The sequence below is a fragment of the Pantoea sp. B_9 genome (genome assembly GCF_008632015.1).
GTDB lineage: Bacteria > Pseudomonadota > Gammaproteobacteria > Enterobacterales > Enterobacteriaceae > Pantoea > Pantoea dispersa.
The window spans coordinates 1-25618 of the sequence record NZ_VWVL01000002.1 but is presented as its reverse complement, the minus strand read 5'-3'; the positions used below and the strand labels follow the sequence as shown (position 1 = coordinate 25618).

The 25618-nt window shown below is 56.5% G+C and carries 33 protein-coding genes and 1 pseudogene; 10 read left to right on the top strand and 24 right to left on the bottom strand.

Annotated elements, in window-relative coordinates; genetic code table 11:
* Positions 1-16 precede the first annotated feature (16 nt).
* The 11 genes from fliP to fliF all read right to left on the bottom strand — a co-directional run bounded on the left by fliP (position 17) and on the right by fliF (position 9672).
* Positions 17-751, bottom strand: a complete 735-nt coding sequence (gene fliP / locus F3I21_RS06975) for a flagellar type III secretion system pore protein FliP (RefSeq protein WP_031280176.1) — start codon at positions 749-751, stop codon at positions 17-19.
* Entirely contained in the window at positions 751-1146 is a 396-nt protein-coding gene (gene fliO / locus F3I21_RS06970; RefSeq protein ID WP_058757392.1) for a flagellar biosynthetic protein FliO, read from the bottom strand. The genes fliP and fliO overlap by 1 nt, the downstream gene beginning before the upstream one ends.
* Before the next feature lie 2 nt (positions 1147-1148).
* The gene (gene fliN / locus F3I21_RS06965; protein ID WP_021509862.1) at positions 1149-1559 is read right to left on the bottom strand and encodes a flagellar motor switch protein FliN; all 411 of its coding nucleotides are present in this window, start codon (positions 1557-1559) and stop codon (positions 1149-1151) included.
* Complete coding sequence (gene fliM, locus F3I21_RS06960; RefSeq protein ID WP_021509863.1) at positions 1552-2559, bottom strand: flagellar motor switch protein FliM; 1008 nt, start codon at positions 2557-2559, stop codon at positions 1552-1554. The genes fliN and fliM overlap by 8 nt, the downstream gene beginning before the upstream one ends.
* Before the next feature lie 4 nt (positions 2560-2563).
* A complete protein-coding gene (gene fliL, locus F3I21_RS06955) occupies positions 2564-3049 on the bottom strand; it encodes a flagellar basal body-associated protein FliL (RefSeq protein ID WP_021509864.1) in 486 nt (161 codons plus the stop codon).
* Between the two features lie 130 nt (positions 3050-3179).
* Entirely contained in the window at positions 3180-4445 is a 1266-nt protein-coding gene (locus tag F3I21_RS06950; RefSeq protein ID WP_141495290.1) for a flagellar hook-length control protein FliK, read from the bottom strand.
* Positions 4442-4885, bottom strand: a complete 444-nt coding sequence (fliJ, locus tag F3I21_RS06945; RefSeq protein WP_141495291.1) for a flagellar export protein FliJ — start codon at positions 4883-4885, stop codon at positions 4442-4444. The genes F3I21_RS06950 and fliJ overlap by 4 nt, the downstream gene beginning before the upstream one ends.
* A 24-nt stretch (positions 4886-4909) precedes the next feature.
* The gene (fliI, locus tag F3I21_RS06940) at positions 4910-6265 is read right to left on the bottom strand and encodes a flagellar protein export ATPase FliI (RefSeq protein WP_021509867.1); all 1356 of its coding nucleotides are present in this window, start codon (positions 6263-6265) and stop codon (positions 4910-4912) included.
* Positions 6265-6969, bottom strand: coding sequence for a flagellar assembly protein FliH (gene fliH / locus F3I21_RS06935; protein ID WP_150058586.1), 705 nt, complete (start codon positions 6967-6969; stop codon positions 6265-6267). Before fliH ends, fliI begins: the two co-directional genes overlap by 1 nt.
* Complete coding sequence (fliG, locus tag F3I21_RS06930; protein WP_021509869.1) at positions 6962-7954, bottom strand: flagellar motor switch protein FliG; 993 nt, start codon at positions 7952-7954, stop codon at positions 6962-6964. Before fliG ends, fliH begins: the two co-directional genes overlap by 8 nt.
* Positions 7951-9672, bottom strand: a complete 1722-nt coding sequence (gene fliF, locus F3I21_RS06925; protein WP_058771155.1) for a flagellar basal-body MS-ring/collar protein FliF — start codon at positions 9670-9672, stop codon at positions 7951-7953. The genes fliG and fliF overlap by 4 nt, the downstream gene beginning before the upstream one ends.
* Before the next feature lie 277 nt (positions 9673-9949).
* Here fliF and fliE point away from each other — a divergent pair, with 277 nt between their 5' ends.
* Positions 9950-10261 carry a flagellar hook-basal body complex protein FliE gene (fliE, locus tag F3I21_RS06920; protein ID WP_021509871.1) on the top strand — a complete coding sequence of 104 codons (312 nt, stop codon included), beginning with the start codon at positions 9950-9952 and terminating at the stop codon, positions 10259-10261.
* A 45-nt stretch (positions 10262-10306) separates the two neighbouring features.
* Here fliE and F3I21_RS23170 read toward each other — a convergent pair whose 3' ends face one another.
* Positions 10307-10480 carry a hypothetical protein gene (locus F3I21_RS23170; protein WP_021509872.1) on the bottom strand — a complete coding sequence of 58 codons (174 nt, stop codon included), beginning with the start codon at positions 10478-10480 and terminating at the stop codon, positions 10307-10309.
* Positions 10481-10920: 440 nt separating this feature from the next.
* On the bottom strand, positions 10921-11121 hold the full coding sequence (locus tag F3I21_RS06915) for a hypothetical protein (RefSeq protein ID WP_021312831.1): 201 nt from the start codon (positions 11119-11121) through the stop codon (positions 10921-10923).
* A gap of 538 nt (positions 11122-11659) precedes the next feature.
* Between F3I21_RS06915 and F3I21_RS06910 the strand changes: the two genes are divergently transcribed.
* Complete coding sequence (locus F3I21_RS06910; RefSeq protein WP_031280177.1) at positions 11660-11923, top strand: biofilm/acid-resistance regulator YmgB/AriR; 264 nt, start codon at positions 11660-11662, stop codon at positions 11921-11923.
* Positions 11924-12201: 278 nt separating this feature from the next.
* Complete coding sequence (locus F3I21_RS06905) at positions 12202-12387, top strand: hypothetical protein (RefSeq protein WP_022548626.1); 186 nt, start codon at positions 12202-12204, stop codon at positions 12385-12387.
* 38 nt (positions 12388-12425) lie between these two features.
* Here the strand turns inward: F3I21_RS06905 and F3I21_RS06900 are convergent, their stop codons facing one another.
* Positions 12426-13637, bottom strand: a complete 1212-nt coding sequence (locus F3I21_RS06900; protein ID WP_058757401.1) for a diguanylate phosphodiesterase — start codon at positions 13635-13637, stop codon at positions 12426-12428.
* A 243-nt stretch (positions 13638-13880) separates the two neighbouring features.
* Here F3I21_RS06900 and F3I21_RS06895 point away from each other — a divergent pair, with 243 nt between their 5' ends.
* Positions 13881-14129, top strand: coding sequence for a hypothetical protein (locus F3I21_RS06895; RefSeq protein ID WP_150058585.1), 249 nt, complete (start codon positions 13881-13883; stop codon positions 14127-14129).
* A gap of 57 nt (positions 14130-14186) precedes the next feature.
* On the opposite strand, the gene F3I21_RS06890 is transcribed toward F3I21_RS06895, so the two are convergent.
* Positions 14187-14822: a helix-turn-helix domain-containing protein gene (locus F3I21_RS06890; RefSeq protein ID WP_150058584.1), complete on the bottom strand. Its 636-nt coding sequence runs from the start codon at positions 14820-14822 to the stop codon at positions 14187-14189.
* Between the two features lie 141 nt (positions 14823-14963).
* Here F3I21_RS06890 and F3I21_RS06885 point away from each other — a divergent pair, with 141 nt between their 5' ends.
* From F3I21_RS06885 to F3I21_RS06875, 3 genes are all read left to right on the top strand, one after another.
* Positions 14964-15353 (top strand): hypothetical protein, encoded by a 390-nt coding sequence (locus tag F3I21_RS06885; protein WP_031280179.1) that lies wholly within the window; start codon positions 14964-14966, stop codon positions 15351-15353.
* Positions 15334-15663 carry a hypothetical protein gene (locus F3I21_RS06880; protein ID WP_127834273.1) on the top strand — a complete coding sequence of 110 codons (330 nt, stop codon included), beginning with the start codon at positions 15334-15336 and terminating at the stop codon, positions 15661-15663. The genes F3I21_RS06885 and F3I21_RS06880 overlap by 20 nt, the downstream gene beginning before the upstream one ends.
* Positions 15664-15745: 82 nt before the next feature.
* The gene (locus F3I21_RS06875) at positions 15746-16255 is read left to right on the top strand and encodes a hypothetical protein (protein ID WP_150058583.1); all 510 of its coding nucleotides are present in this window, start codon (positions 15746-15748) and stop codon (positions 16253-16255) included.
* A 24-nt stretch (positions 16256-16279) separates the two neighbouring features.
* On the opposite strand, the gene F3I21_RS06870 is transcribed toward F3I21_RS06875, so the two are convergent.
* Positions 16280-16906 carry an acyltransferase gene (locus F3I21_RS06870; RefSeq protein WP_150058582.1) on the bottom strand — a complete coding sequence of 209 codons (627 nt, stop codon included), beginning with the start codon at positions 16904-16906 and terminating at the stop codon, positions 16280-16282.
* A gap of 183 nt (positions 16907-17089) precedes the next feature.
* On the opposite strand from F3I21_RS06870, the gene F3I21_RS06865 reads away from it, so the two are divergent.
* The gene (locus F3I21_RS06865) at positions 17090-17356 is read left to right on the top strand and encodes a hypothetical protein (RefSeq protein ID WP_021509881.1); all 267 of its coding nucleotides are present in this window, start codon (positions 17090-17092) and stop codon (positions 17354-17356) included.
* A 17-nt stretch (positions 17357-17373) separates the two neighbouring features.
* On the opposite strand, the gene F3I21_RS06860 is transcribed toward F3I21_RS06865, so the two are convergent.
* From F3I21_RS06860 to F3I21_RS06845, 4 genes are all read right to left on the bottom strand, one after another.
* Positions 17374-17613, bottom strand: coding sequence for a DinI-like family protein (locus F3I21_RS06860; RefSeq protein ID WP_021509882.1), 240 nt, complete (start codon positions 17611-17613; stop codon positions 17374-17376).
* 337 nt (positions 17614-17950) lie between these two features.
* Entirely contained in the window at positions 17951-18274 is a 324-nt protein-coding gene (locus tag F3I21_RS06855) for a DUF6388 family protein (RefSeq protein WP_150058581.1), read from the bottom strand.
* Between the two features lie 73 nt (positions 18275-18347).
* Positions 18348-19640 carry a sugar ABC transporter substrate-binding protein gene (locus F3I21_RS06850; protein WP_150058580.1) on the bottom strand — a complete coding sequence of 431 codons (1293 nt, stop codon included), beginning with the start codon at positions 19638-19640 and terminating at the stop codon, positions 18348-18350.
* Between the two features lie 9 nt (positions 19641-19649).
* A complete protein-coding gene (locus F3I21_RS06845) occupies positions 19650-21194 on the bottom strand; it encodes a methyl-accepting chemotaxis protein (protein WP_150058579.1) in 1545 nt (514 codons plus the stop codon).
* 207 nt (positions 21195-21401) lie between these two features.
* On the opposite strand from F3I21_RS06845, the gene yedD reads away from it, so the two are divergent.
* A complete protein-coding gene (gene yedD, locus F3I21_RS06840) occupies positions 21402-21863 on the top strand; it encodes a lipoprotein YedD (protein ID WP_058757410.1) in 462 nt (153 codons plus the stop codon).
* A 69-nt stretch (positions 21864-21932) separates the two neighbouring features.
* On the opposite strand, the gene F3I21_RS06835 is transcribed toward yedD, so the two are convergent.
* The 4 genes from F3I21_RS06835 to fliD form a co-directional block, all read right to left on the bottom strand.
* On the bottom strand, positions 21933-22607 hold the full coding sequence (locus tag F3I21_RS06835; protein ID WP_058757411.1) for a class I SAM-dependent methyltransferase: 675 nt from the start codon (positions 22605-22607) through the stop codon (positions 21933-21935).
* Positions 22608-22785: 178 nt separating this feature from the next.
* Positions 22786-23145 (bottom strand): flagella biosynthesis regulatory protein FliT, encoded by a 360-nt coding sequence (gene fliT / locus F3I21_RS06830; RefSeq protein ID WP_104093187.1) that lies wholly within the window; start codon positions 23143-23145, stop codon positions 22786-22788.
* A 2-nt stretch (positions 23146-23147) separates the two neighbouring features.
* Positions 23148-23549 (bottom strand): flagellar export chaperone FliS, encoded by a 402-nt coding sequence (gene fliS, locus F3I21_RS06825; RefSeq protein WP_021509889.1) that lies wholly within the window; start codon positions 23547-23549, stop codon positions 23148-23150.
* A 12-nt stretch (positions 23550-23561) separates the two neighbouring features.
* Positions 23562-24968, bottom strand: a complete 1407-nt coding sequence (fliD, locus tag F3I21_RS06820; RefSeq protein WP_021509890.1) for a flagellar filament capping protein FliD — start codon at positions 24966-24968, stop codon at positions 23562-23564.
* 235 nt (positions 24969-25203) lie between these two features.
* On the opposite strand from fliD, the pseudogene F3I21_RS06815 reads away from it, so the two are divergent.
* Positions 25204-25618, top strand: a pseudogene (locus tag F3I21_RS06815) (flagellin FliC); the annotation flags it as partial.

The window sequence follows — 25618 nt, the reverse complement described above, 5'->3', positions numbered from 1 at the left end:
GAGGGCGGAAAGCCACTCAGGAGTAAAAACTTTGCGCCAGCGATCCCACCAGCAGCTGCCAGCCATCCACCAGCACGAACAGCATCAGCTTAAACGGCAGCGAAATCGTGGCCGGCGGCACCATCATCATCCCCAGCGCCATCAGTACGCTGGCGACCACCAGGTCGATGATCAGAAACGGGATAAAGACGGTGAAACCAATCTGGAAAGCGGTTTTCAGCTCGCTGGTGACATAGGCGGGCAGCAGAATGCGCATCGGCACCGCTTCCGGACCCTGAATCGGCGCGCTGTTGGCGAGACGGGCGAACAGGGCCAGGTCGGCTTCGCGCGTCTGGCGCAGCATGAACTCACGCAGCGGCTGGGCACCTTTGTCGATCGCCACGTCCATGCTGATTTTGTCCTGGCTGAACGGCAGATAGGCATCGGTGTAAATCTTGTCGAAGGTCGGCGCCATGATAAAGAAGGTCAGAAACAGCGCGAGACCCAGCATCACCTGATTCGGCGGCGCGGACGGCGTACCCAGTGCGTTACGCAGCAGACCAAACACAATAATGATGCGGGTGAAACTGGTCATCATCAGCAACACCGCCGGAATAAAGGTCAGCGAGGTAATGAAGACCAGCGTTTGCACCGGCAGCGACCAGCTCTGGCCGCCATTGGCCAGCGGCTGGCTGATCAAACCCGGCAGCTGCGCATGGGCAGCCGGTGCCAGCAGCATCAGCAGCGGCAGAAGAGGGAGCAATCGACGCATCATTGGGGTTTTCCGGGACGTTTAACCAGGTTCTGAAACAGCTGACGAAAATCCTGCGGCGCCGCGCTGACAGGTAGCGACGCTTCCGGTGGCAGCGGCGGCAGCGAGTGCAGATGGGTGATCTGCTGAGCGGTGACGCCCAGCACTAAACGCGCATCGGCGGTATCAACAATCACCACCCGCTCCTGACGGCCAACCTGCACGCTGGCGCTGACTTTCAGCGCCTGACCGCTCACCGCTTTCGGCGCAAAGCCGAGGCGTTTCGCCAGCCAGCCGCAGGCCAGAATCAGCAGCACGATCACCGCCAGCACGCTACTGACTTGCCCAACAACCGAACTGGTGGATACCACCGGCTGGGCGTGAGCGGGCTGAACGGTTTGCGCGTTTTTTAACATGATTAGCGGCTCAGACGACGCATACGTTCGGACGGAGTAATAATGTCGGTGATGCGCACGCCATATTTGTCGTTCACCACCACCACTTCACCCTGCGCGATCAGATAACCATTGATCAGGATGTCCAGCGGCTCGCCGGCCAGGCCGTCAAGCGCCACCACCGAACCCTGCGTCAGGCGCAGCAGCTCTTTGATGGTCATCTTGGTACGGCCCAGTTCCACGGTCAGTTTGACCGGGATATCCATGATCAGATCGATGTCCTGCAGCGAGCCGCTGGCGGCGCTGGCCTCAAGCGACTTAAATACGTTATCGCCTGGCTCCGCCGCACTGCTGGTCGCCGCCTGCTCGTTCATCGCTTCAGCCCACAGATCGTCCGCAGAGATATCATCGGACGGTTTTTTGCTGTCACTCATTGGGCTGTTCCTCATTCAGCGAATTCAAAATCGGGTTAATCAGATGTTCTACACGCAGCGCATACTGGCCGTTGAGCGTGCCATACTGGCTCGTCAGTACCGGTACGCCGTCGACGTGGGCAATGATGCGGTCCGGCTTCTCAATGGGCAGGACGTCACCAGGTTTCAGTTGCAAAATACGTGACAGACGCAGCGACGTTTCGGCGAAGTGGGCAATCAGCTCCAGCTCCGAGTGCTGCACCTGTTTCACCAGATTGTCGCGCCAGTGGTTATCTTCCTGACGCGAGTTCTCCAGCGGTGGATTGACCAGCAGCTCGCGCAGCGGCTCAATCATCGAAAACGGAATACAGATATTGAACTCACCCACCAGGTTGCCAATCTCCACCTGGAACGGCGTGTTGACCACGATATCGTTCGGTGAGGTGGTGATGTTGGTGAACTTCACCTGCATTTCAGAACGCACGTATTCCACTTCCAGCGGATAAATGGCTTTCCATGCGTCGCTGTAGCCTTCCAGCGCCAGCTTGAGCATGCGGCGAATCACGCGCTGCTCGGTGTGGGTGAACTCACGGCCTTCCACTTTGGTCGGAAAACGACCGTCGCCGCCAAACAGGTTATCCACGGCGATAAACACCAGGCTCGGCGAGAACACCACCAGCGCAGTCCCCCGCAGCGGCTGCAGGTGAATCAGGTTCAGGTTGGTTGGCACCGGCAGGTTGCGGGCAAACTCATGGTACGGCTGAATCTTGATTGCCCCAACACTGATATCCGGGCTGCGGCGCAGCAGGTTGAACAGCGCCATACGGAAATGACGGGCAAAACGCTCATTGATGATCTCCAGCGCCTGCAGACGCTCGCGCACCACGCGACGCTGGGTATTGGGATCATAGGGGCGGATATCGCCATCGGCCCCTTTGGAACTGTTCTCTACTTCCGCACTGTCACTGTCGCCATTGAGCAGCGCGTCAATCTCAGCCTGGGAGAGAATGCTATCGCCCATTAAGTCACCTCAAAATGAAGGCGGTAAACAGCACGTCACTGACTACCTGCGCAGGTTGACCTTTTACCAGCGGTGGCGCCAGCACCTGTTTGATCTGTTCAACCAGGGCCTGTTTGCCTTGCTCGGTTGCCAGCGCGCTGGCGCTCTGACGTGAAAGCAGCAGCAGCAAACGGCTGCGCACCTCAGGCAGGTAGTCATTCAGCCGACGACGGGTATCCTCATCCGGCAGACGCAGGGTAAAGCCTACGTACAGCACGCGATCGGGATCGTTGTCGGGATTGACCAGGTTAACCGTAAACGTATCCATTGCAAAAAATACCGGGGCGGGCGGCGGCTCCACTTTGGCAGCCTCCGGCTTGTCACCCTCGTGTTTATTCATCATTCGCCAGACTGCATAGCCTGCCACGCTGCAAGCGGCCAGCGTTACAATCAGTAACACCGGAATTAGTAATGAACGTTTGCGGCCTTTAGCTTTCGCGTTATCAGACATGTTTGCAGTTACTTCCTGTGAATTATGGGCAAGCCTCTCGGCTTACCTGGACAGATTATCCCGCGTCTTAAGTCAAACAATGGGAAGAAAAGACGCGGGTTTTACGCTTACCTTCAGCGTTTAGTCGCTGTCAGGCAAAGATATCGACAGCGCCGTTGCCGGTCGCGCGCGCCTGGAGGGCTGCCGGGACGGCAATAGGCGTTATCTCGTTGTCACTGTCCTGGGAGAGGGTAAAGCTGCCGTACTGGCCGTCGCGACGTCCTTCCTGCTGGCCCTGATAACTCTGGCCCTGTGCGAAGGCGTCGCTGTTGACGTTACTCTGTCCCAGGTTAATGCCGCTCTCCGCCAGCGCCGTACGCAGCTGTGGGAGCGCCGCTTCCAGCGCGGCCCTCACATGGCTGTGGCTGGAAACCATTGTTAACTGTGCCTGATCTTTATCCAGCGTCAGGCTGATCTGTATCGCGCCGAGGTCTTCCGGATGCAGACGTAATTCGGCGTTCTGCTGGCCGTTACGGCTGAACATCACAATCTGCTGACTCAGCGCCTGCTGCCACTCGTTGCTGCCCAGCTGCGCATTCAGCATCGGCGTGGAAGGCGCGCTGCTGGTGCTGGCCGTGGTGCTGACCAGCGGACTGGTACTGCTCAGCGGGCTGCTGATGGCCGGCGCGCTGCTGTCATGGCTGCTGAGCATCTCGCGCCGCTCTTCCGGTTTGCTCAGCGTGCTCAGCACCTGCTGAAAACTCTCATCCAGCGTCATACCGCTGTTGCTGGCCGACGTGCCGCTGGCGGCCGCGCTCTGCACCGGGCTATGGCTGACACCGGTCTGGCTGGTCAGCACATCGCTGCCTTTAGATGGCTGGCTATCCGGCTTCGCCTGTTCCTCTTTCAGCGCACTTTGCAGCGAACTGTTAAGTAACGCAGCGTTTAAGCTGGTGCGCGCCTCACCCCGGGTTTCCAGCGCGGTGCTGTTATCCGCTGGCGGGTTGCTGCGGTTTTCGACCACCGCTGGCAACATGGCAAACAGTGCCTGCACATTCTGTAAGTCGCTGGCAGTTAACGAACTTGCTGCGCGCTTGTCATTATCATCGGCTGATTTCAGTCCGGCTTTAGTGTTTTCCGGCTGTAAAAGTGCGTTTAACGCCTCTGGTTTGTCCAGTGCCTGCAGCAGGGCGCTTAATGACGCTTTTGTGACGTTTTTCGCGTCAATTTCTGCCGCCAGATCAGCGGATTGCGCGCCATTTCCCTGCTGCCTAACCAGCGTCAGCAGGCGGTTGCCCAGCTCAGTAATAAATCCCTGCGGCAGGGTGTCAGCAGCGGACAGATTGTCCACTGCCGATGAAGGTTGTGCTTTGCCGGTTTTAGCAAGCTGTGTCAGCAGTGTTGGCAGCGTGTTCATTCGCCTTTCCTCAATGCGGCCCGTTGGGCAAATTCATCCATCCGTTTCTGATCGAGACGGCTTTCCTGTCGTAATGCGTTCTCTTCCGCGCGGGTAATCAGCGTCTGATAGGCATTCAGCTTCTTATGCTTTTCACGCCAGTTGCTCAGCGCCTGTTCCAGCCGCTGGTTCCACTGATTAAGCTGCTGGCGATGCTGTTCGATGGCTTTTTCCAGCGTCTGAATAAACTGGTGATAATTGCTCCAGCGCGTGCTGGCGATGCCGCCGGACATATCCTGATTGAGCTTATTACGGTACTCTTCCTGGTAATCGAGCAGCATGCTGAGCTGCTGATCGGCCTGCTGCTGACCGCGACGCATGTCGCCGAGGTGGATCACCGCCTGTTCCAGATCCTGCTCCGCCAGGTCGCGCAGCGTATCAATCGCATTGGCTGTCTTCATCGCGTTACCTCAAGTCGGGCGGCGTTAGCCGAACATCGCCTGCAGGTGCAGACAGGCATCGTCATAATCGCTGCGTTCAAAAATGCCCTGCTGCAGGAAAGCTTCCATCTGCGGATAGAGCTTAATGGCCCGGTCCAGCATCGGATCGCTGCCTGCGGCATAAGCGCCGACGCTCACCAGATCGCGGTTACGCTGAAAGCTGGAGAGCAACTGCTTGAACTGGCGCACGCGCGCATAGTGGGTTTCATCAATCAGCGAGGTCATGGCACGGCTGATCGACGCTTCAATATCAATGGCCGGATAGTGACCGGCCTCGGCCAGGCGACGCGACAGCACGATGTGGCCATCGAGAATAGCGCGCGCCGAGTCGGCAATTGGGTCCTGCTGGTCGTCGCCTTCGGTCAGTACGGTATAGAACGCGGTGATTGAACCGCCGCCGTGAATGCCGTTGCCGGCGCGTTCTACCAGCGCTGGGAGCTTAGCGAACACCGATGGCGGATAGCCTTTGGTGGCCGGCGGCTCGCCGATCGCCAGCGCGATCTCACGCTGCGCCATGGCGTAGCGGGTGAGGGAGTCCATAATCAGCAGCACGTGCTGACCGCGATCGCGGAAATCTTCGGCGATGCGCGTGGCATAAGCGGCTCCCTGCATACGCAACAGCGGCGAAACGTCGGCCGGCGCGGCGATCACCACCGAGCGCGCGCGCCCTTCGGCGCCAAGAATGTTCTCGATAAACTCTTTAACTTCGCGGCCACGTTCACCAATCAGGCCCACCACGATGACGTCGGCTTTGGTGTAACGCGCCATCATGCCGAGCAGCACCGATTTCCCCACGCCGGAGCCGGCAAACAGCCCCATACGCTGGCCGCGGCCCACGGTGAGCAGGGCGTTGATCGCCCGCACGCCGGTATCCAGCACATCGTGGATCGGCGTACGCTGCAGCGGGTTGAACGGCGCGGTGATCAGCGGCGCGCGGTAGCCGGTTTCCGGCGCGGGCAGGCCATCCAGCGGTTTGCCGCTGCCGTCCAGCACGCGGCCGAGTAGCTCCGGCCCCAGCAGCAGCTGTTTACCGCTGTGATCGCCGTGCACGCGGGCATACACGCGCGCGCCGGGCAGAATGCCATCGACCTCTTCCAGCGGCATCAGAAACAGTTTCTGGCCGTTGAAGCCGACCACTTCGCTTTCCACTTCGGTAATCGTGCCGTTGTCATGGCGCTCAATAATGCAGGTGGCGCCCAGCGGCAGCTGCAGGCCGGTGGCTTCCAGCACCAGACCGGTGGCGCGCGTCAGGCGGCCGTAGCGGCGCACCGTCTGCACCTGACTGATGCGGTCTTCAAAACTGTCGAGCGCGCCCAGCCAGCGCGAAAGGCGTGACGTCATCAAAATGCTCCCGGTGCCGCCAGACGGCACAGCTCCTGCCAGCGCGTGGCGACGCTGGCATCCAGATCGCCGTCTTCGGCGCTGAGTTTACAGCCGCCGGGATGCAGCGAACTGTCGGCCAGCAAACGCCAGCCGTGTAAATCGAGCGTTGGGCCCAGCGTCTGTTCAACGCGCTGCAGATCGTCCGGGTGCACGCGCAGCTGCGGTCTGCCGCTGAACATTGGCTCCTGCTGAATCAGCTGCTGGATCTGGCGCAGCAGGGCGCTGCCATCCACCTGCGTCGCCTGGCCAATCACCGTGCGCGCCGCTTCCAGCGCCAGCTGCATCAGGCGCGATGCAATCACGCTATCCAGCGCTTCCAGCGTGTGATGAAACTCGGTGACCAGCTGCTGCATACGCGCCTGCAGCGGAGCCTGCTGCTGCTGGGCATCGGCCAGTCCCTGCTGGAACCCGGCGTCATAGCCGTTTTGCTGCGCTTCGGCGAAGCCTTTCTGATAACCTTCGCTGTAGCCCTGCGTCTGCGCATCTTTACGCATCTGCTGCTGCAGACGTTCCAGCTGCTGCTGCTGTTCATCTTCCTCGCTCAGCACGAGGTCGCTGTCCGGCTCCTCTGCCAGCAGCAGTTCAGGCTCAGGCGGCTGCGGCGCGCCTAAATCTTCAGGCTGCCAGCGCTGCCATGCACGGGCGGAAAAGGCATCAGACATAGGTTTCCTCGCCACCACCAATTACCATCTCGCCTGCTTCCGCCAGACGGCGCACGATAAGCAGGATTGCTTTCTGTTCGTTCTCCACCGCGGACATACGCACCGGGCCACGGTTGGCGAGGTCGTCGCGCAGGATATCGGCGGCGCGCGCCGACATGTTTTTGAGGAATTTCTCGCGCAGCGGCTGCTCGGCGCCTTTCAGGGCAATCAGCAGCTGCTCGGACTCCACTTCCTGCAGCAGGCGCTGGATGCTGCGGTCGTCCACTTCCACCAGGTTTTCGAACAGGAACATCTCGTCGATGATCTTCTGCGCCAGCTCGCCATCGAAGTCGCGTACTGCTTCGATAACCGCTTCTTCCTGCTGGGTTTTCATCAGGTTGATGATTTCCGCTGCGGTTCTCACGCCGCCCATCTTCGCGCGCTTGAGGTTGGTGCCATCCAGCAGGCCATTGAGCACTTCGGTCAGCTCCGCCAGCGCCGCCGGCTGTACGCCGCCGAAGGTGGCGATACGCAGCATCACATCGTGGCGCAGACGCTCGTCGAACAGCGCCAGAATATCTGCCGCCTGGCCGCGCTTCAGGTGCACCAGAATGGTGGCGATAATCTGCGGGTGCTCGTCGCGGATCAGATCCGCCGCCGCCTGCGGTTCCATAAAGTTGAGGGTTTCCATGCCGCTGGTGGTTTCGCGCGTTTCGAGAATGTCCTCCAGCAGGCTGGAGGCGCGCTCTTCGCCCAGCGCCTTGATCAACACCGAACGCAGGTAGTCGTTGGAGTTAAGGCTCAGCGCAGCAAACTGTTCGGCATCGGTTTCGAACTCGCGCAGCACTTCGGTCAGCTGCTTGTGCGAAATCTGTTTCATGCTGGCCATCGCGGCGCTGAGGTGCTGCACCTCACGCTGGTTGAGGTGTTTAAACACCTCCGCTGCACGCTCTTCGCCAATGGTCATCATCAGAATGGCGCTTTTTTCAGTACCGGTCAGACTCATAGTTCGTTACTCATCCATTCGCGGATAACCAGCGCCACAACGCGCGGATCGTTTTCAGACATATCGCGGATGCGCTGGCTCATCACCTCGGCGCTCATGCGGTTGTTAGATTTGCGCTCCTGGTCCAGCTCGTCTTTGTTGATCTGGACGCTGTAAGCGGCTTCTTCTTCACGCGCGGCAGCACGGGCAGCGGCGGCTTCGGCGGCGGCTTTCTCGGCTTCACGCTTACGCAGCAGCTGCGGACGCACCATTTTGCGGTAGAGGATGAAGGCAACCAGTGCCACCAGCAGCCAGCGACCGGCCGTCATCAGCTGATCAAAGAACGACTGCTGCTGCCAGAAGGGCAGGTCGCCGCCGGTTGGCTCGGTAGTGTTGAACTGCGAGTTCACCACGTTGACGCTGTCGCCACGCGTTTGCGAATAGCCCATCGCTTCGCGGGTCAGATCTTCAATCTGCTTGATCTGCTGATCGTTAAGCGCCACCGCTTTGCCTTTGCCGTCATCGCGGTAGTTGACCACCACGGCGACCGACAGGCGCTGCACGTCACCGACGTTGAGTTTGGTGTGACGAATGGTGCGATCCAGCTCGTAGTTCACCGTGTCGTTGCGGCTGGAGCTGCTCGGGCCGCTGCTCTGCGCGGTGCTGGTCGAGGTGCCGGCATTCTGCGCGTTGTTGTTGTTCTGCTGACCGTTAGCGTTGTTATTGTTCTGCTGCTGCGGGTTGGTGACCGGCGCGGTATTGGCCGGCGCAGGCTGATTCGACAGCGCACCCGGCACGCCGCCCGGATACGGGCTGCCGTTCTGATCGCTGGTGCTGGTCTGGCGTGAGCGAATCGCTGTGTTATTCGGGTTCGCATTCGGCTGATACTTCTCGTCCGTCTGCTCGCTGCGGTCAAAGTTAATCTGCGCGGTCACCTGCGCATGCACATTACCCTGACCGAGAATCGGATTCAGAATGGCTTCAATGCGCTGCTGATAGCGTGCTTCCACTTCAGAGGCATATTTCAGCTGGGCATCGTTAAGATCGCGGCCTTCGCTGTCGGAGCGCGTCAGCAGGCGACCTGCCTGATCGACCACGGTTACATTGCCTGGTGGCAGACCGGCTACGCTGCTGGAGACCATGTGCTGAATCGCCTGAATCTGGCCTTCATCCAGCGCACGGCCCGGTTGCAGGTTCAGCGTTACTGAGGCCGACGGGGATTTTTGCTCGCGCACGAACAGCGTCGGTTTTGGCATCGCCAGATGCACGCGCGCGCTCTTCACCGGTCCAAGCGTTTCGATGGTGCGCGCCAGCTCACCTTCCAGCGCACGCTGGTAGTTAATCTGCTCACTGAACTGGCTGATACCAAACTTCTCTTTATCCATCAGCTCAAAGCCTACTGAACCCCCTTTCGGCAGTCCCTGCTGGGCAAGACGCAGACGCAGCTCATGCACTTTATCGGCGGGCACCATCAGGGCGCCGCCGTTTTCAGCGAACTGGTAAGGGATGTTCATCTGGGTGAGCTGGGTAACAATCGCGCCGCCATCCTCATCAGAGAGGTTGTTATAGAGAACGCGATAGTCGGGCGCTTTGGCCCACAGCACCAGCGCCAGAACCACGGCGATAGCGGCCGCGGCAGCAACGATTAATGGAATACGCGGATTTGCGCGCAGGCGGGCGAGAAGGTCATTAAAGCCTTTCTTTGCTGTATCCTGTGTGGCGGCTGCACTCGCATTCATGACCAATTCCTGCCTGACATAATTGACCGGGTGTATGTAGGTGACAAAACTGACTCCCTGATACGCATCCCCGCCCGTTGATGCCGTGTTGCTGGCCGACGGGGTAGGGGAAAAAATGAAATTCCAATCTAATGCCTGGCATTATTTGATGAATCGTGTCACTTCGATGGCTGGATAAGCCGGGTTTTTTGCAGTCATTTAGCGCCTTTGTCCTATTGACAGTGTGTTAACTTTTCCTCCGTGAAAAAAAGAACCCTTCATCTATGAGGTACAGGCAATGTCAATTCAGGCAATTGATGGCGTACTGCAGCAGCTGCAGCTGACGTCACTGCAGGCCAGTGGCAAACCGACCGAGTCCGCCAGTCAGCTCGATTTTGGTGCCACCATGAAAGCCGCGCTGGATAAAATCAGCGCCACCCAGACCGCTGCGCGCAGTCAGGCGCAGGATTTTGAGCTGGGTAAACCGGGCATCCAGTTGAATGATGTGATGGTCGATCTGCAGAAATCGTCGATTTCGATGCAGATGGGAATTCAGGTGCGTAACAAGCTGGTCAATGCCTATAGCGAGATTATGAGCATGCAGGTCTAGCGGCGCGCAATAAAAAACCGCCTGAAAGAGGCGGTTTCGTCAGGGTCAGGACAGTGACAATTTCTCGCTGATCGCCCTGTAGCCTTGTTCAGCAAAACGTTGCTGACTGATGGCATCGTTTTTGGTGGGTTCAAACCAGGCACCGTCTTCACGGATAGAGAAAAACCAGATTTCGGGTTCTTCATCGCCGCGCTGTACCCAATAAAATCCTTCCTGCATTATCATGTCCTCCTCACAGGAATATAGTTCAGCTACGCTGCGCTTAACAGCGTAACTGACAATATTCTCACCTGCAGACGAAAACTTAAGCAGAGTGTGACTCTTCCGGTGGCGTCAGTTTGCCACTCAGGAGTTTAAAACCGGCAGATTTAAAACGAGGCAGAGAAAGCGGTATCGGCTCCATCGGGCGATAAAAGCCGCGTCCAGCATCCCAGTACCATACCTCAGGCTCAGTTGTGCTGCTGCCTACCCAGTAAAAACCCGTTTCCATTAGTGCTCTCCAGAAATGAATGAAGGCACGCCTTCTCTAATTTCCGCAAAATAATGTCTTAATTAAACTCAATGATCAATCTCGGTTGCCGCTTCGCTTATTAACGCCAGCAGTCAGCGGCCGCGAAAATAACATCCGGTGGGTCGGTCCAGATATCATCGAAGGCAATTTACTGATCCTGATAAGGATCTTTTTTGTCATCCTGACTGTCATCGCGCGTACGCGGGATTTCACCGTGCTCACGAGCGTCATCCTGGGCTGGATGGTCATCCTCTTCATAAGCATTACCTGCATGCGGTGCGGCTTCCGGTAAACCTTTGTGCACCTCGCCCTCGTTTTTACGCTCCTTATTGGTTTCGTGTTGTTTCATCTCTCTCTCCAGCAGGGGTTTTATTGTGATGAATTTTAGCTGATCGCTGGCCGTTTCTGGCGGCCGTAATCGTTTTCACACTCTACACGCAGAACGGCTAAATTGTACAGTTTTGCAAAGTTGTACAAGTTTGTGGGGGCTGTATAGAAGTGAGCGAGTCAGCGAGGGGAGAAAAAAATTTTGTTGAGCAGAAAGAGTGGGTTAGCACAGGGTCTGATATTTTATTCAGGTTAACTGCATGATTTTTCCTGTGAAAATGACGATTTATTGTGGGAAAGAATGGCGAAATTGTTGTGCAAATCTCCTCTGACCACACGAAATGCTAACGGAATTGTTGTACAAGTTTTCCATCTTTGTATAACTTCTCGGTTGTGGCAGTCAGTCACACGTAACGAATGATGCTTTGCATCGCCTCTGAAGGTGTTGTGGATTTCCACTTTCAGAGGCTGCTTTTTTACCTGTGCTGATTCAAAAATTTAACCTGAGTAACCGATTAATCACTGCAGTTTGCACTGCAGCTCACCCGATGAGGCTTGTTATGGAACAGAATGCATTGGCGTCAACAGAGTCTCAATTGTCAGAATATTTCCAGCACGCGGATTCAGAATATGCCAGTGAAAAAGAGATCATTGCGCTGATTTATAAGCAGCTGGCAGCAGTGAAACTGCGTGTGAGCAATAAAGATATTATTCTGGCACTGCTGGAGCGATTAGAGTCTGAACATGACGTGGTTCAGCTGGATATTTATCGCCAGGCACTGGAACTTATTGTTCAGCGTACCCCTGACGATATTGCCTCCTGAATTCTTGTGTCTGCTGTTCTCCACTCCATTGCAGTAACACGGATGTTAGCTTGCCTGTCTGCTTCGCCCCTTAGCTTAGGGGCATTTATTCTTTTACCGCCTCGTTCATTATCTGAATAAGCCCAGCGTTAAGTGCCCGGTCGCTTCTCTTATCTGCTACAGTAATTAGCTGGAGTAAGCTTTCATGCAAGCAGGGTTACTCATTACGCCAGAGGGCGTATCACTTTATCGGGCACGCATGAATGTCTGATTCGCGGCGCAGGCCGCTGGGCAAACCTATGAATGATGGTTATTACTGGATTAAAGATGGCGAGCGTCATCCGGAAGTGTGGCTGTACCAGAAGCAGTTTGGCTGGTTTCGCCCGTGCAGCGCGGTGCCAATGACGCAGCGCACGTTTGAGCTGATGAAATACGTGGTGCTCAGTGAACGGCTGGAGGAACCGGCACGCGAGACTGAGTGTTAAGCGCGTGACCGCCGTAATTACGGCGGTCAGCGTGTGAGTTACTTGATCTCCGGCCAGGCCACTGCCGGGAAACCATTAAACTGCGGACGGGCAAACAGATAGCCCTGGAACTGACTGACACCCACCGCTTCCAGCCACATCCACTCCTCGGCTTTCTCCACGCCTTCAGCAATCACCGCGATCTCCAGCGAAGCGCAGCACTTAATGATGGCGTGAACAATCGCCTGTTTTGGGCCGCTTTTGTGCACGTCACTGATGATTTCCCGATCGATTTTGATCTTGTCCGGCTGGAATTTAGACAGCAGCGACAAACCCGCAAACCCGGCACCAAAGTCATCCAGCGCCAGGCTGATACCCGCCGCCTTAAGTTTTCTTACTTCTGCCGTAAACTCTTCGGCACGCGAGATGATTTCATTCTCCGTCACTTCCACCACGATCTGCTCCGGTACCAGACCGTTGGCCGCGATTTCCTGTAACAGGAAATCCACCGCATTCGGGACGGTGACCAGCGACATCGGCAGCAGATTGATGGTCAGCGTCTGCTCGCCGAGGCCGAGATTTTTCGCCAGGTTGAAGGCCAGACTCTTGGACTGAATATCGGCGTGGTAAATCGCATCACCGCCAAACGCAGAGAAGTATTCCTGAGGTGAACCGCCGTCCGGCGTGCGAATCAGCGCTTCATAGGCCGTAATACGCCGCGAGAAGGGATCAACAATCGGCTGAAACGCAAACCGGCAATCCTGTACATAGTGCTGCAGACTCTCCAGCTGACGCTGGCTTTCCGCATCAGTAATAAATTCCCAGGTATTCGCCGGCGGGATCTCGAAATAGTTCTCTTTTTCCCGCGCCTCAACGAAGGTACGCAGGAACTGCAGTGCACGGTCGTCATAGGTGAGCTGGTAACGCGAAGTGCCTTTATCCAGCACCGCCTGCAGCACGCTGGATTTGTCGTGCTCGCGCAGGTCAAACAGCTCCATTCCGACGTTACCAAAGCGCCGGGCTGGCGCGAAGTCATGCATCAGCTCCACCAGATTGTGATGGCGGGCGTCGCGGCAGATACGGTCGTAAATGCCCTGAACGGCCTGATCGGGCCCTTCAAGCAGCTGGAAGAAATGTCGCCCATCAAACAACAGAATGCCGGTGACATCTGAAACTTCGTTTTTCTTATTGGCTTTGCCAACCATATCCTCCAGCGTTTTGATGGGAACGTGATCATAGAGGTGGCTGCGGTAAAGGATGGTAGTCAGCATGAGATTGTCCGGCGCTATCGTTATTTTGCCTTACATTAACAGCCAGACGGCAGGATCTGTCCAGCGCTGAGACGCGTAATCGTTAACTATTTTATGGAATTCGACTTAACCGAAGCGGCAAGAGAGTCGCGTTAGGTAGAATTTTTACTCAACCGCTGGCCAGCGGCGTGAACGATAAATAAATTCGATTGAAAGGATAAATGAAAAGCGTATTGTTAGCCGGGTTAACCGGAGGTGATAAAGATGTTGCGTGATTATTTGAAGATTGATGAAAGCGATCGTTTAGTTGAGCAGAGCTTGTCACGCCTGCATAACCGGGGACAGGAAGATGTCACCGAATGGCACATTGTCGGTGCCAACGGTGAGCACAAAGGCAGCGTGGCGCTGTTCGATAAACTGAGTAACCGCCGCTCTTACCGCGTCAGTTACCGTATAACGCAAACCGATCCCGAGGGAAGGGTGGTCGTTGATCATCTCACCGACACGTTGTGATTTTTGCCGTAGTCTTTTGTTGGATTTGACCCGCCGCGTGGCGGGTTTTTTGCTGCTTCAGCGGCTGCCGCGCCGCCGCATTTCCACCAGCGTGCCAATCAGTTCCAGCGTACTTTTCTGACTCTGCTGCACGGGAAAATCTTCGTTCAGCGGCCGTAACGAGAAAATTTGCTCGTCGTGCATCCGAATAATTCGCACCATCGCGACGTTGTCTACCCGCGCCAGCACCACATCGCCCGGCTGGGGCACGCGTTGCGGATCAAAGATCAACCGGTCGCCGGCGCGATACGCCGGGTTCATGGCGTCATCTTCCAGCGTAACCGCCAGCGCACTGTCGCTCAGCGCTTCGTCACTGTAAAGAAAGCGGACGGCCTGCTGCTGCCACTGCAGTCGCTGCTCATCCAGCCAGTCCGCGGCCTGCACCAGCGTGACCAGCGGCACGGCAGTGAGAGCGGGGGAAGCGTGCGTACTGGCAAACGGCTGGCCGTCGCCATCAATAATCCACGCCGCGCTACACTGCAGCAACTCCGCCAGCCGCAGCAGATGCTCACCACGCGGCACCGTCTCTTCTTTCTCCCACTGCGAAACCGCAACGTGCGACACGCCAATGCCATTGGCCAGCGCCTGCTGCGTTAATTTCAGTGCCTTACGGCGCTGGCGAATGCGCTCACCACCAGATTCTTTTTTCATCATCTTGACAACTCCTCCAGGCTTGACTTAAGTATACTTAAAATCATTATTTAAAGTAAACTTAAATATGCCGCTGGCCGTGATACTGGCGAGGGAGGTCAGCGGGGTGTCCGGCTAACCCTCGCCAGGTGAGAGAGGTAGGGCATGGAGAGTAGTTTGGTCACCAGCGTAGGCGCACTGCTGCTTGGCGGTGGCGCGGCAGCGGTGTTCTGGAAACCCCTGATGGCGGGGATCGCGTCAATCGTCACCAGCAATCGCGCGGGCGGCGAGATCATCACCAGCTACAAAGAGCAGGTGCTGCTTCTCAAGGAGAGCCATGCGCTGATGCGCCAGGAAAACGATGAACTGCGTATCCGTCACGACAAAAACCTGCGGCGTATCTCATCGCTGGAGACCGATCTGCGTTTGATCAAGAACGCACTCGGTATCCTGCTGGCGACCACCGAAGCCGAGCACAGCGATAAGTTTCGCAGCCAGATTAATCAATTGATCACCACTCTGGAGGAGAACCGCGATGGTGCAGATAAACAGTGAACTACTGGTGCGAAGCCACCGCCGTCATTTGATGCTGGGTGGCCTGCTGATGCTGTTATCGCTGCTGTGTGTGGCGATGACCATTCTGTTTCTTTACGTCAATAACGACGCCAACCGGCGCGTGGAGGAGATTCGCCAGCAGTACCGGGCAATCTCCGATCGACGCGAAGCAAAGGTCGCCGAACTGACCAGCCAACTGGTTGAGCTGCAGAAAAAGCTGGATGCCCAGCCGCCGCGCAGCGCCAGCCACACTTCAACGCCCTCCACGCCGCCGGCCGGGCAGCAAACCGCGCCACAGCCGCGGCGCTAAGGAGGACCTGATGCGTATTACCGAGCGGATCGCAGTCCGTTTGCAGCAACTGCGGTCTTTATTTAGCAATAAGGAGAAAATTATGAGCGATCAAACTGTCATCAATCCAACCAGCGCTGCGGCGCAACAGGCATTGTCACCGCTGGAGAGTTTTGCCAACGAAACGGCCAGCGCGCCGGCTGCCGCTAACAGCACAGCGGAAAGCGTTGCCCCGCCAGCGACGCCGCCGGCAGCCGCAACGCCAGCTGCGCAACCGGCAGCGCCCGCCAGCGCTGAGCAACCGTTTCATGCGGATGCCCCGGTCGATCTCGATCAGCAGCTGGCAACGCAGGATATGCTGGCGAACGGCTCGGCTAGCGCAGGCGCCTCAGCGGCCGCCACGCCTGGTGTGCGCAACGCGCAGGCCGCCGCACCGGTTGTTGCCCCCGACGCGCCAGTTACTGCGACCGCCGCCAGCGATGCGGTGGCGCAGGATATCAGCGCCGGGGTGAAGGACTTTGTCCAGGCCTTCAGCTTTGTTGAACAGGGCGTGCTGAAGCTGGGCAGCGCCGCAAAGGATGAACTGATTGCGCTGGCGAAGAAGTATCTGTAATTCAGACGGGCAGGGATGCCCAGGTCACCCGTTCGGTCGCGTGATCTGCTTTTCCAGTTCCAGCGGATTTCGCTGCCGGCTATTAATCTTTTTAGCGGGCGAGCCGAAGTAGATCGACCACGCTTCGGTATCGCGCGTTATCAGTGAATTGGCGCCTACCGCCGTTCCCTCTGCCAGCGTAAGGCCTGGCATAATAATGGATTGCGAACCGACGATAACATGTCGGCCCAGCACCACTTTCCCCGAGGTGACGCCGGTCAGGTGGGCAGGCACGGTGGGATTGGTCATGAATTCCCCACTGTAGTCATCACTTTTCGAATAGATTTTTACGCCCTGCGAAAGCCCCGAGAAATCCTCCATTTCCACACCGGCACCCGCCAGTACGGCGCAGTAACCGCCAATGTGAATGTAGGAGCCAAGCGTCAGATACCCATCGCCGGCAGCCACGAGGGTCGAGAATCCGTCGATGCGCACGTGATCGCCAAGAGTGATATTGTGCAGGCCAATAATGGTGCAGTTTTTGGCCACCATGACCTGCCTGCCGACGTGTTTGAAGCCGAAACTGTTCAGCTCATGTTCGGTGTAATAACCAGGGTTAAAAGGTTCTGTCGACACAATGCATTCTCCGGATGATCGGGGCTGGGGTGCCATTATAGGTGCGAAGGCAACAGTCTGTAGCGGAAGAAAAGCGCTAAATCTGACGTCAATTCATCGCAATCAGCCACGAATGGAGACTAAGTTAAGATAATTCTGCAGGCGGCTTCGCTATTATCTGCTAACTTTAATTGCTCAGGCGTTATTTTAACTGGCTTTATCAGCAAAAAGGAAAATAGCATGAGTGATACAGAGGCAATCAAAACCAAAACTGACTACCTGCGTGATGTCACCTCACAGCTAAAAGAGATGCGTCACTATGCGCAGACCAACACTGAGACGCTTTCCAGCCACTGGCTGGCCTTTGATGCCGGGGAGTATAAGGATAAAGAGTACGCCACGCGTTTTGATGCGCTGATCAACAAGCAGGGACAGCTGCTGGATGATATCGATCAGGCGATTCAGGATCTGGAAATCGCCATCAATCACAGCGAGCAGGAAAGCTAAACGCGGCTGCTGGTGGCCTAATCGGCCACCAGCCACATCTCGGCTTCATCGAACATCTCTTCAACAATACGCGCAATCGTCGCCTTGTCATTTTTACTCATATCGGTTTCGATGGCGTTACGCTCCATCGGCTTAACCCGCACCTCCAGATCCGGAAAGACGCGCTGCACGCGTTTCTCCAGCTCCTGCAAAATCATTTCGCGCGCGCCCGGTAAACCGGCTACGTTGCGCTTGTCGTAAATCAGCTCCACAAACATCAGGGCATTCCAGTAATCAAAGTGGGAGCGTCATATTACTGTAAATAAAACCAGTGACAAGCGGCAGGGCGGCAATTATTTTCATACGGGTGAAACAGAGCGGAGTAAAGTTGCAACGACAGGGGAGCAAAGCGGGCAAAAGCAGAGGGCGTACGCAAAAAATCGAACCTCTGGAGGTGGAAATCCAGCAACACCTCCAGAGGCGGTGCAATAGCACCTTTCGTTCAAGGACAATCGACGACAGTCGTCGTGATTATTAAGTTATACAACTTTTTCCATCTTGTACAACTTTTTCCCCGGAAATTTCTCTCCGATCGCCTTTTTATCAGTGCATCGTTTATAACTCGTTCTTAATACAGAACTCTTCCCACGTCATACCCAGCGCTTCCGCGTGAGATTTCAGATAGGTTTCAATCGCTTGTGCAGCAACCGCTTTATCCGGTTCCGCCAGCTGGATGGAGAACAGCATGCCGTCGAGCTTCTTCTGCCGCAGAAACGCGGCATAGATGCGCTCGGCGTGCCACGCGCGCAGTTCACGCAGGGACATATTGGCGGTGCGCGCATCACTCTCACTCAGTTCATCCAGCGCGGACTGAAAATCAGGGTGGGCGGTGAAAAACAGGCTGCGGGCCAGGGCGTAATACTCTTCAGGGGTTTTCATTCGGGGGTTCCTGCCGGTCAAATTGCGCGTTAGTGTAACCCGCACACGGCGACTTGTCAGGAACCCCGAATGTTTACTGCTGTGCGGCCTGCAGGCGCGTCACGTCCTGCTGATTTTTTTCCAGCGTTTGGTCCACCGTCAGCTTGCCCTGCAGCAGTGCCGCCAGATTCTGCCCGACGGCGTTACCCATCTGATCAAAGCCAGCAATACTGACGTACTGCACACCGGTGTAAGGTACGGTGTTCAATGTCGGTTGATCGACGGTGGCGGATTCAATCGCGCTGCGCACCTGAGCGGCGTAAGGCGCCAGGCGCTGGTAGTGTGGCTGCTGGTAGGTGGAGTTGCGGCTGCCGGGTGGCACTGCTCCCCAGCCGACGGTATCCGCAACCTGCTGAATATACTGCCGCGAGGTCGCCCAGCTGATGAAGTCCACGGCGGCGGCGCGCTGCGGTGAGTTAGCCGGTACCGCCAGCGCCCACGACCACAGCCAGTGCGAGCCGTTGCGCGTAATGCCGCCCGGCGCCGGTGCAAACGCCAGCTTGTCCGCCACCAGCGAAATCTGCGGGTTAATCAGCAGCCCGGCGGCGACGGTACTGTCGATCCACATCGCGCATTTTCCCTGTGCGGTAAGACGCAGGATCTGGCCAAAGCTATTGCTGGCCGTATCTGGCGGACCGTCCTGTTTCACCATCGCCAGATAATCGGTCAATACCTCGCGCCACTCTGGCGAATTCAGCGTCGGCTGCCAGCGATCGTCAAACCACTGCGCACCATAGGCGTTGGCCATGGTGGTGAGCAGGGCCACGTTATCGCCCCAGCCGGGCTGGCCGCGCAGGCACAGGCCATAGATACCGTGCTGAGGATCGGTGAGTTTCGCCGCGAAATTTTTGATGTCGGTCCAGTCGGGATCGTCCGGCATGGTCAGCCCTTTCGCCGCAAACAGATCTTTGCGGTAATAGGTCATGCTGCTTTCCCCGTAAAACGGTAGCGCGTACAGCGTTTGCTGCCAGGACAGTGCTTTGCGCACCGGCGTCAGCAGATCGTCGCTGTCGTACTCTGGTGGCAGGTTATTGAGCGGCGCCAGCCAGCCTTTTTTACCCCACAGCGGCGCTTCATAGGTACCCACGGTAATCACATCAAATTTTGCATCACCGCTGTTCATGGCTGCCAGCACCGCCTGACGCAGGGCGCCATCATCCATCACGTGCCACTGTAGTTTCACGTCCGGATGCTGCTGTTCGTAACGGCTCGACAGCTGCTGCATGATGGTCATGTCACCATTGGCAATGGTGGCGATATTGAGCGTAGTGGCGGCCTGGCTAAGCAGCGGCAGCGCGGCCAGCAGCGCGATTATGGTACGCTTCATAGCGGCTCCTTATAGCTGCTGCAGGCGGAAGAACGCCATTTTTTCCACCAGCAAACCGGCATGCTGGCTCACCGTCTGGCTGGCCGCGCTGGCCTGCTGCACCAGCGATGCATTCTGCTGGGTGGCACCGTCCATCTGGATTACCGCGGTGTTCACCTGCTCAATGCCGCTGGATTGCTGGCGGCTGGCCACGGCGATCTCGCCAACGATATCCACCATGCGCGCCACGCCGTAATTGATGTCGTTGAGCATCTCGCCAGAGCGCTGCACCAGCGCGCTGCCGGCTTCGACTTTACCTACGCTGGCATCGATCAGCGCCTTGATCTCCTGTGCGGCACCGGCCGAACGCTGCGCCAGCTGTCGCACCTCTGACGCCACCACCGCGAAGCCGCGTCCCTGTTCCCCGGCGCGCGCCGCTTCCACCGCCGCATTCAGTGCCAGCAGGTTGGTCTGGAAGGCGATTTCATCAATGACGCGGTTGATATCCGCGATGCGCTTGCTGGAGGATTCAATCTCCTCCATCGCACTCACCGCGTCGCGCAGTACACCGCTACCGCGCTCGGCCTGATGGCGCACATCGCTTGCCAGCTCGTTGGCCTGTGCGGCGTTGTCCGCGTTGTGTTTCACCGTGGCGGTCATCTGCTCCATACTGGCCGCAGTCTGCTCAAGCGAACTGGCCTGCGCATGGGTGCGCTCCGACAGATCGTCGTTGCCATCCGCCATCTGGCGTGCCGCATCGCTCAGTGCATGGGCACTTTCGCCCACCTCGCGCACGATCTCCGCCAGCCGCACATCCATGCGCAGCAGCGCCTGCATCAGTTCACCCATCTCATCGCGCGTTACCGTACCGATACGGTGATTGAGCTCGCCGCCGGCAATGGCATCCGCCAGTTCGCGCGCCTGGGCGATGGAACGGTTAATCGAGCGGATCAGCAGCCAGCCGGAGACCAGCGCCAGACTCAGACCCAACAGCAGGATGGCGATCAGGCTATTGCGTGCCAGCAGGTAGTCGCGGTTGCCCTGTTGCCAGGCCGTCTGCGCATGCTGCCGCATCAGCGTATCCAGCTGGTCAATGTCCTGTTGCAGCAACTGGCTACCGCTGCGCAGGCGGGTTTCAATGACCACCAGTGCGGCGGACGGGTTACCGCCTTTAAGCAGCTCACCGGCTTCATGCAGCGCACCCTGCCAGCCGTCGAGATGGGTCAGGAAGCGCTGGCTCAGCGGTTTGGTCTGCGCATCAAACGCCAGCTGCTGCCAGGTATGGCGATCGGCGTTGATTTGCTGACCGTACTGCGCAATGCGCGCCAGGCGTTTTTCCACTTCACTGCTGTCGGTCCAGTAGCGCAGCGCATCGAACAGGGTAGCGGATTGCTCCTGCACCATGCGGTACAGGCGTGAAGAGTATTGCAGCGGGAGCAGCTCGTTCTGATAGGCATTTTGCGCGCGCTGATCGGCAGCGCGCAGGCCGATAATTCCCCAGACGGCAGCAATAATCAGTAACAGGCACAGCAGGCTGACAATCGCAGCCAGACGTGCGCGAAGGGTCAATCGCATAACAGCGTTCTCCGAAACCAGGGTGAGTAAGTCGTCAATATTGTTATGGGTGCAGGTGCTTTAGACTTCACATCAGGTTATCGGCGAAGAGTTGAACAGCTTGAGGGCGCCGGAGAAAGAGAAGGGGGATTCCACCGCAGATACCTTGCGTCACGCCGGGAAAACATTATAACGTAGCCGCCATTGATGCGAGTGTAGGGACCGAAGATGAAAAAGTGGATGGTACTGGCCGCGCTGGCGCTGAGCGGCTGTGCGCAAATCAACAGTTATGACGAAGCGGTAAAAACCCCGGCACCGCTGGAACTGCAGGGTAACTGGCAGACGATGGGGCCGCAGAGCAAGCTGATCAGCAGCGAGGCTATGGCCAGCCTGATCGTCAGCGCTGATGGCACTACCCTTGACTGCCGCCAGTGGCAGCGGGTGATTGCCAAACCAGGCAAGCTGACGCGCCTGGATGATGACTGGGTTAACGTTAACCGTCAGGCGCGCGTGATGCCGCTCTCGCTGGAGAACGGTGAGCTGCACTACGATGGCCTGACGCTGCGTAAAGTGGATCGCCCAACCGTCGAGTGTCAGCAGGCGCTGGACGAAGTGGCAAAGCGTCCTGGCGACGCGGTGATTCAGGATATTGAGCCGCAGATTCTCAGGCCGGTCACGGCAGAGAAATAAAGGACAGAGCTGAAATGCTTTTCTTCCTCTCCCGGCTGCGGGAGAGGACATTTCATCAGGCTGGAACGGTTATCGCTTCTGCAATAAATAGCTGTTTTCAAAGCCGGGCAAACTGCCAATCACATCGAACCCATTAAAATAGCCACCCGCGCGTAATAAATCCACAGCAGGACCGACCTGCGGTGAATACTGGTGATCGCGATAATCGTCAAAGACGATAAAGCCGCCTTGCACCAGGGTGGGCGAATATAACAGGAAATCGAGCAATACATGGCGGCCTTCGTGTCCGCCGTCAATATGCAGTAATACGGTACGCGGATTAAGGGCCTGCACCCGCTCAATACTTAATTCAGAGTAGCCACGGATGAGATTAACCTGGGGAAACAGCTTTTCGTGATAAAAGCGCAGCTCACTTTCCTGATTTGCCAGCTCCATGGGATCGATGCTGATAATGCGACGTTTATGCTGGCAAATCTCATTCATGAAAGCCGTCGATTTCCCTTTCCACACGCCGATTTCAATGATGTCACCCGCTACATTATTATGCTCGAGTAACCAGCAAAGATAACCCAGGCATTTTACATGGCTATGGAAAGAGAGCTCACGGCGCGCCATGGCCAGTTCTGCCGGTAATTCTGCCTGCGCCTGTGCCAGAGCATCACCGACCTTATCCCAGGTGTCATCGATGAGCTGCTGTATTTCAGGCTCCTGAAAAAAAACTTTTAAATCCGCGATATCGAGCATGTCGTTGCCTTATAAAGAGAGAATACAGCCGGCAAGGCTGAAAAGGTCTGCGTTAAATGTGCCACAGTTGCCATCATTCAAGGCGGTAATAAGGCTCAGTTTAAGGGGGTAATTAAACGCTTAGCATGGCGGGGGCGGTAAAAATCCAGGGAGAACAGCGTCTCCCTGACAGAGAGGATTATAAATCGCTGGGATAAAGCACCTGACTGGAAAAACGACCATAAGCGTTGGTGACTTTCTGTTGCTGCGTGGTTTGCTGGACCAGCGAACGCAGCTCTTCCATGCGGGTCGCCATCAACTGCTTAATCTCAAGCTCATTGTCCATCACCTGCTTCAGCATGGGCCGTAACTGGACACGCAGCGCAGCAGGCAGGGCGGAGGTATCACGGTCGCGCGCTACGTGCGTAACGCTGCTCACGTAAGCTGCCTCACTGGCCACTAAATCATCCCAGTGCCCCTGGCGTGCCTGTTTCAACATCTGATTACTCAGGCTGAGCAAACGCTGATACCCCTGCAGCAGGTCGCTATCTGAAGTCATGGTTACGCTTCCTGAACGGCGTGTGGACCAATTTGTTTCCACGCGTCGGCAATGTTGCTCAGCAAGCGCTCGACTTCCGCAATCGCTGCCGGATCGTTGTGCAGGTTGGCTTCCAGCAGACGGCGGGTCATGTACTCGTAAAGATTATCCAGATTGGCAGAAATCTCTCCACCGGCTTCATGATTCAGCCCGGCGCGTAAGCCATTAGTAATGATATTAATGGCTTTCGACAGCGCCTGGCCTTTACCGGGAATGTCGCCCTGATCCATCAGAATGGTGGCTTTCTTCATGGCGCTGAGTGCGCCATCAAACAGTAAAACCACCAGCTGATGTGGGCTGGCGCTTAACACGGCACTTTCCAGACCGACCTGTGCGTAGGCCTGCGTTCCCGATTTAGCGTACATATTTAACTCCTGTTAACTGCTCATGTTCGCGAACTGCTGCGTCAGATAGTTCTGGGTCTGGGTCATGGATGAGACCAGCGTATTCAGGTTCGTGAACTGGGTCTTGTAGCGCGCCATAGTGGCGGTAATCTGTGCGTTTACCCGATCGTAATCGTCAGACAGTTTCTTCAGCGTTTTATTGATGCCGTCAGTGGCGTTCTGTACAGAGCCATTGCTGCCTAAAATCTGATCCAGATAGTTACTGGTTTGCGTCGCAAAGCCGGTGGTTTTGCCGTCACCGGACAGGAAACTGACCACATCCGCCGATTTTTCATCCAGCGCTTTGTTAAGTTTGGTGCTGTCGACGGTCAGCTTGCCATTCACATCCTGGGTAATGCCGATCTGTGACAGCAGGGAAATACTGCCGCCGCTTTGGGCACTGGTGGACAGCTTGGAGCGCAGGCTGGTCTGAATGTTACGCAGCGTGCCATCACCTAACAGATCGCCATTGCTGGAGTCCTGCGAGGTACTGCCCTGATCCACGGCGGTGTATTTGGTCTGGTTACTGATGGTGGTCTGCAGCGAGTTGTACGCGTCAACGTAAGCCTGCACCGCGGCGATCATCGGCGCATTATCCTTGGTGACGGATAAGGTCTCCGGGCTGCCGGTGTTGGTTTTGGTCAGGTTCAGCGTGACGCCTTCCGGCGCATCAGTAATGGTGTTGCTGCTGCGGGTGATGGCGACGCCATTAATGCTCAGTTTGGCATCGGCCGCTTCCACCTGCTCCGTCATACCATTGCTGCTGCCACCTTTGGTAAAACCAATATACTGCGCCAGGGCGCTGTCATCGGTAGAAACCGTCATCTCATTGGTGGTGCCGGTATCACGCGAGGTCAGGGCCAGATAATAGGTATTGTCATCGGATTTGATGATACTGGCGGTAACGCTGCCCTGCTGTTTGTTAATCGCATCTTTAATGTCCGTCAGGCTGGTTTGATCTTTGCTCAGCGTGATGGTCATTGGGTCTTTCTGACCCGGTTGCGTAATGGTGATGGTGCGCGAGGCGAGGCTGGAATCGCCTAAATCGCCATCTTTACTGGTCGCGCTTTTCGACAGCAGCGACTGCGCTTTAGCCAGTTGGGTGACTTCAACCGAAAAGTTACCGGCCGCCGCATCATTGGCCAGCGTGGCGGTGAACGCGGTATTGGTGCTACTGACTTTTGTTGAGGCAATTGCAGACGTGTCTTTGAGCGCAGCGGCAGCTGTCTGGACTTTCGCCAGTGCCGTTTGCACGACGCCCCATGCTGTCAGCTTGGCTTTATAAGAGGTTTGCTGATTTGTAATTGGCGTCAGGTTGGCTTTTTCTGCCGTTTCAAGCTGGTCATACAGATCGCTCAAACCCAGGCTATTACCAGCATTGAGGTTACTTACACTTGCCATGTTGTAATCCTTTATAGGTGGATAATCACTGAGGAGGGTATCGGCAGTGAGCGGAAAAATATTAGACAAAATATAAAAAAACAATGAGGCAAATAAAGAAGGGATAAGGGCCTGTTTTCGGGGTTTAAAAAAATAGCTAAGGTTTTCTCAGGTACCGACGATAACCAAAGCAAGCTGAATGGCCCCGGGCCAAAAGCCCGATAGAATCTCAACTCATTGCCTCAAGGAATTTATCATGGCCGTTATCAATACCAACACATTGTCGCTGACCACGCAAAACAACCTGTCCAAGTCTCAGGCTTCTCTGGGTACCGCTATTGAGCGTCTCTCTTCTGGTCTGCGTATTAACAGCGCCAAAGATGATGCTGCAGGTCAGGCGATTGCTAACCGCTTCACCTCCAACATCAACGGCCTGACCGTTGCTGCCCGTAACGCCAACGACGGTATCTCTCTGGCACAGACCGCTGAAGGCGCGCTGTCCGAGATCAACAACAACCTGCAGCGTGTGCGTGACCTGACCGTGCAGGCGCAGAACAGCTCGAACTCGGCCTCAGACATCGACTCCATCCAGGCTGAAGTTAACCAGCGTATGGAAGAGATCAACCGCGTAACGTCGCAGACCGACTTCAACGGCATCAAAGTGCTGAACA

Coding starts and splice junctions, on each gene's coding strand:
- fliP (WP_031280176.1), bottom strand. CDS start 751: ATGCGTCGATTGCTCCCTCTTCTGCCGCTGCTGATGCTGCTGGCACCG.
- fliO (WP_058757392.1), bottom strand. CDS start 1,146: ATGTTAAAAAACGCGCAAACCGTTCAGCCCGCTCACGCCCAGCCGGTG.
- fliN (WP_021509862.1), bottom strand. CDS start 1,559: ATGAGTGACAGCAAAAAACCGTCCGATGATATCTCTGCGGACGATCTG.
- fliM (WP_021509863.1), bottom strand. CDS start 2,559: ATGGGCGATAGCATTCTCTCCCAGGCTGAGATTGACGCGCTGCTCAAT.
- fliL (WP_021509864.1), bottom strand. CDS start 3,049: ATGTCTGATAACGCGAAAGCTAAAGGCCGCAAACGTTCATTACTAATT.
- F3I21_RS06950 (WP_141495290.1), bottom strand. CDS start 4,445: ATGAACACGCTGCCAACACTGCTGACACAGCTTGCTAAAACCGGCAAA.
- fliJ (WP_141495291.1), bottom strand. CDS start 4,885: ATGAAGACAGCCAATGCGATTGATACGCTGCGCGACCTGGCGGAGCAG.
- fliI (WP_021509867.1), bottom strand. CDS start 6,265: ATGACGTCACGCCTTTCGCGCTGGCTGGGCGCGCTCGACAGTTTTGAA.
- fliH (WP_150058586.1), bottom strand. CDS start 6,969: ATGTCTGATGCCTTTTCCGCCCGTGCATGGCAGCGCTGGCAGCCTGAA.
- fliG (WP_021509869.1), bottom strand. CDS start 7,954: ATGAGTCTGACCGGTACTGAAAAAAGCGCCATTCTGATGATGACCATT.
- fliF (WP_058771155.1), bottom strand. CDS start 9,672: ATGAATGCGAGTGCAGCCGCCACACAGGATACAGCAAAGAAAGGCTTT.
- fliE (WP_021509871.1), top strand. CDS start 9,950: ATGTCAATTCAGGCAATTGATGGCGTACTGCAGCAGCTGCAGCTGACG.
- F3I21_RS23170 (WP_021509872.1), bottom strand. CDS start 10,480: ATGCAGGAAGGATTTTATTGGGTACAGCGCGGCGATGAAGAACCCGAA.
- F3I21_RS06915 (WP_021312831.1), bottom strand. CDS start 11,121: ATGAAACAACACGAAACCAATAAGGAGCGTAAAAACGAGGGCGAGGTG.
- F3I21_RS06910 (WP_031280177.1), top strand. CDS start 11,660: ATGGAACAGAATGCATTGGCGTCAACAGAGTCTCAATTGTCAGAATAT.
- F3I21_RS06905 (WP_022548626.1), top strand. CDS start 12,202: ATGAATGATGGTTATTACTGGATTAAAGATGGCGAGCGTCATCCGGAA.
- F3I21_RS06900 (WP_058757401.1), bottom strand. CDS start 13,637: ATGCTGACTACCATCCTTTACCGCAGCCACCTCTATGATCACGTTCCC.
- F3I21_RS06895 (WP_150058585.1), top strand. CDS start 13,881: ATGTTGCGTGATTATTTGAAGATTGATGAAAGCGATCGTTTAGTTGAG.
- F3I21_RS06890 (WP_150058584.1), bottom strand. CDS start 14,822: ATGATGAAAAAAGAATCTGGTGGTGAGCGCATTCGCCAGCGCCGTAAG.
- F3I21_RS06885 (WP_031280179.1), top strand. CDS start 14,964: ATGGAGAGTAGTTTGGTCACCAGCGTAGGCGCACTGCTGCTTGGCGGT.
- F3I21_RS06880 (WP_127834273.1), top strand. CDS start 15,334: ATGGTGCAGATAAACAGTGAACTACTGGTGCGAAGCCACCGCCGTCAT.
- F3I21_RS06875 (WP_150058583.1), top strand. CDS start 15,746: ATGAGCGATCAAACTGTCATCAATCCAACCAGCGCTGCGGCGCAACAG.
- F3I21_RS06870 (WP_150058582.1), bottom strand. CDS start 16,906: ATGGCACCCCAGCCCCGATCATCCGGAGAATGCATTGTGTCGACAGAA.
- F3I21_RS06865 (WP_021509881.1), top strand. CDS start 17,090: ATGAGTGATACAGAGGCAATCAAAACCAAAACTGACTACCTGCGTGAT.
- F3I21_RS06860 (WP_021509882.1), bottom strand. CDS start 17,613: ATGTTTGTGGAGCTGATTTACGACAAGCGCAACGTAGCCGGTTTACCG.
- F3I21_RS06855 (WP_150058581.1), bottom strand. CDS start 18,274: ATGAAAACCCCTGAAGAGTATTACGCCCTGGCCCGCAGCCTGTTTTTC.
- F3I21_RS06850 (WP_150058580.1), bottom strand. CDS start 19,640: ATGAAGCGTACCATAATCGCGCTGCTGGCCGCGCTGCCGCTGCTTAGC.
- F3I21_RS06845 (WP_150058579.1), bottom strand. CDS start 21,194: ATGCGATTGACCCTTCGCGCACGTCTGGCTGCGATTGTCAGCCTGCTG.
- yedD (WP_058757410.1), top strand. CDS start 21,402: ATGAAAAAGTGGATGGTACTGGCCGCGCTGGCGCTGAGCGGCTGTGCG.
- F3I21_RS06835 (WP_058757411.1), bottom strand. CDS start 22,607: ATGCTCGATATCGCGGATTTAAAAGTTTTTTTTCAGGAGCCTGAAATA.
- fliT (WP_104093187.1), bottom strand. CDS start 23,145: ATGACTTCAGATAGCGACCTGCTGCAGGGGTATCAGCGTTTGCTCAGC.
- fliS (WP_021509889.1), bottom strand. CDS start 23,549: ATGTACGCTAAATCGGGAACGCAGGCCTACGCACAGGTCGGTCTGGAA.
- fliD (WP_021509890.1), bottom strand. CDS start 24,968: ATGGCAAGTGTAAGTAACCTCAATGCTGGTAATAGCCTGGGTTTGAGC.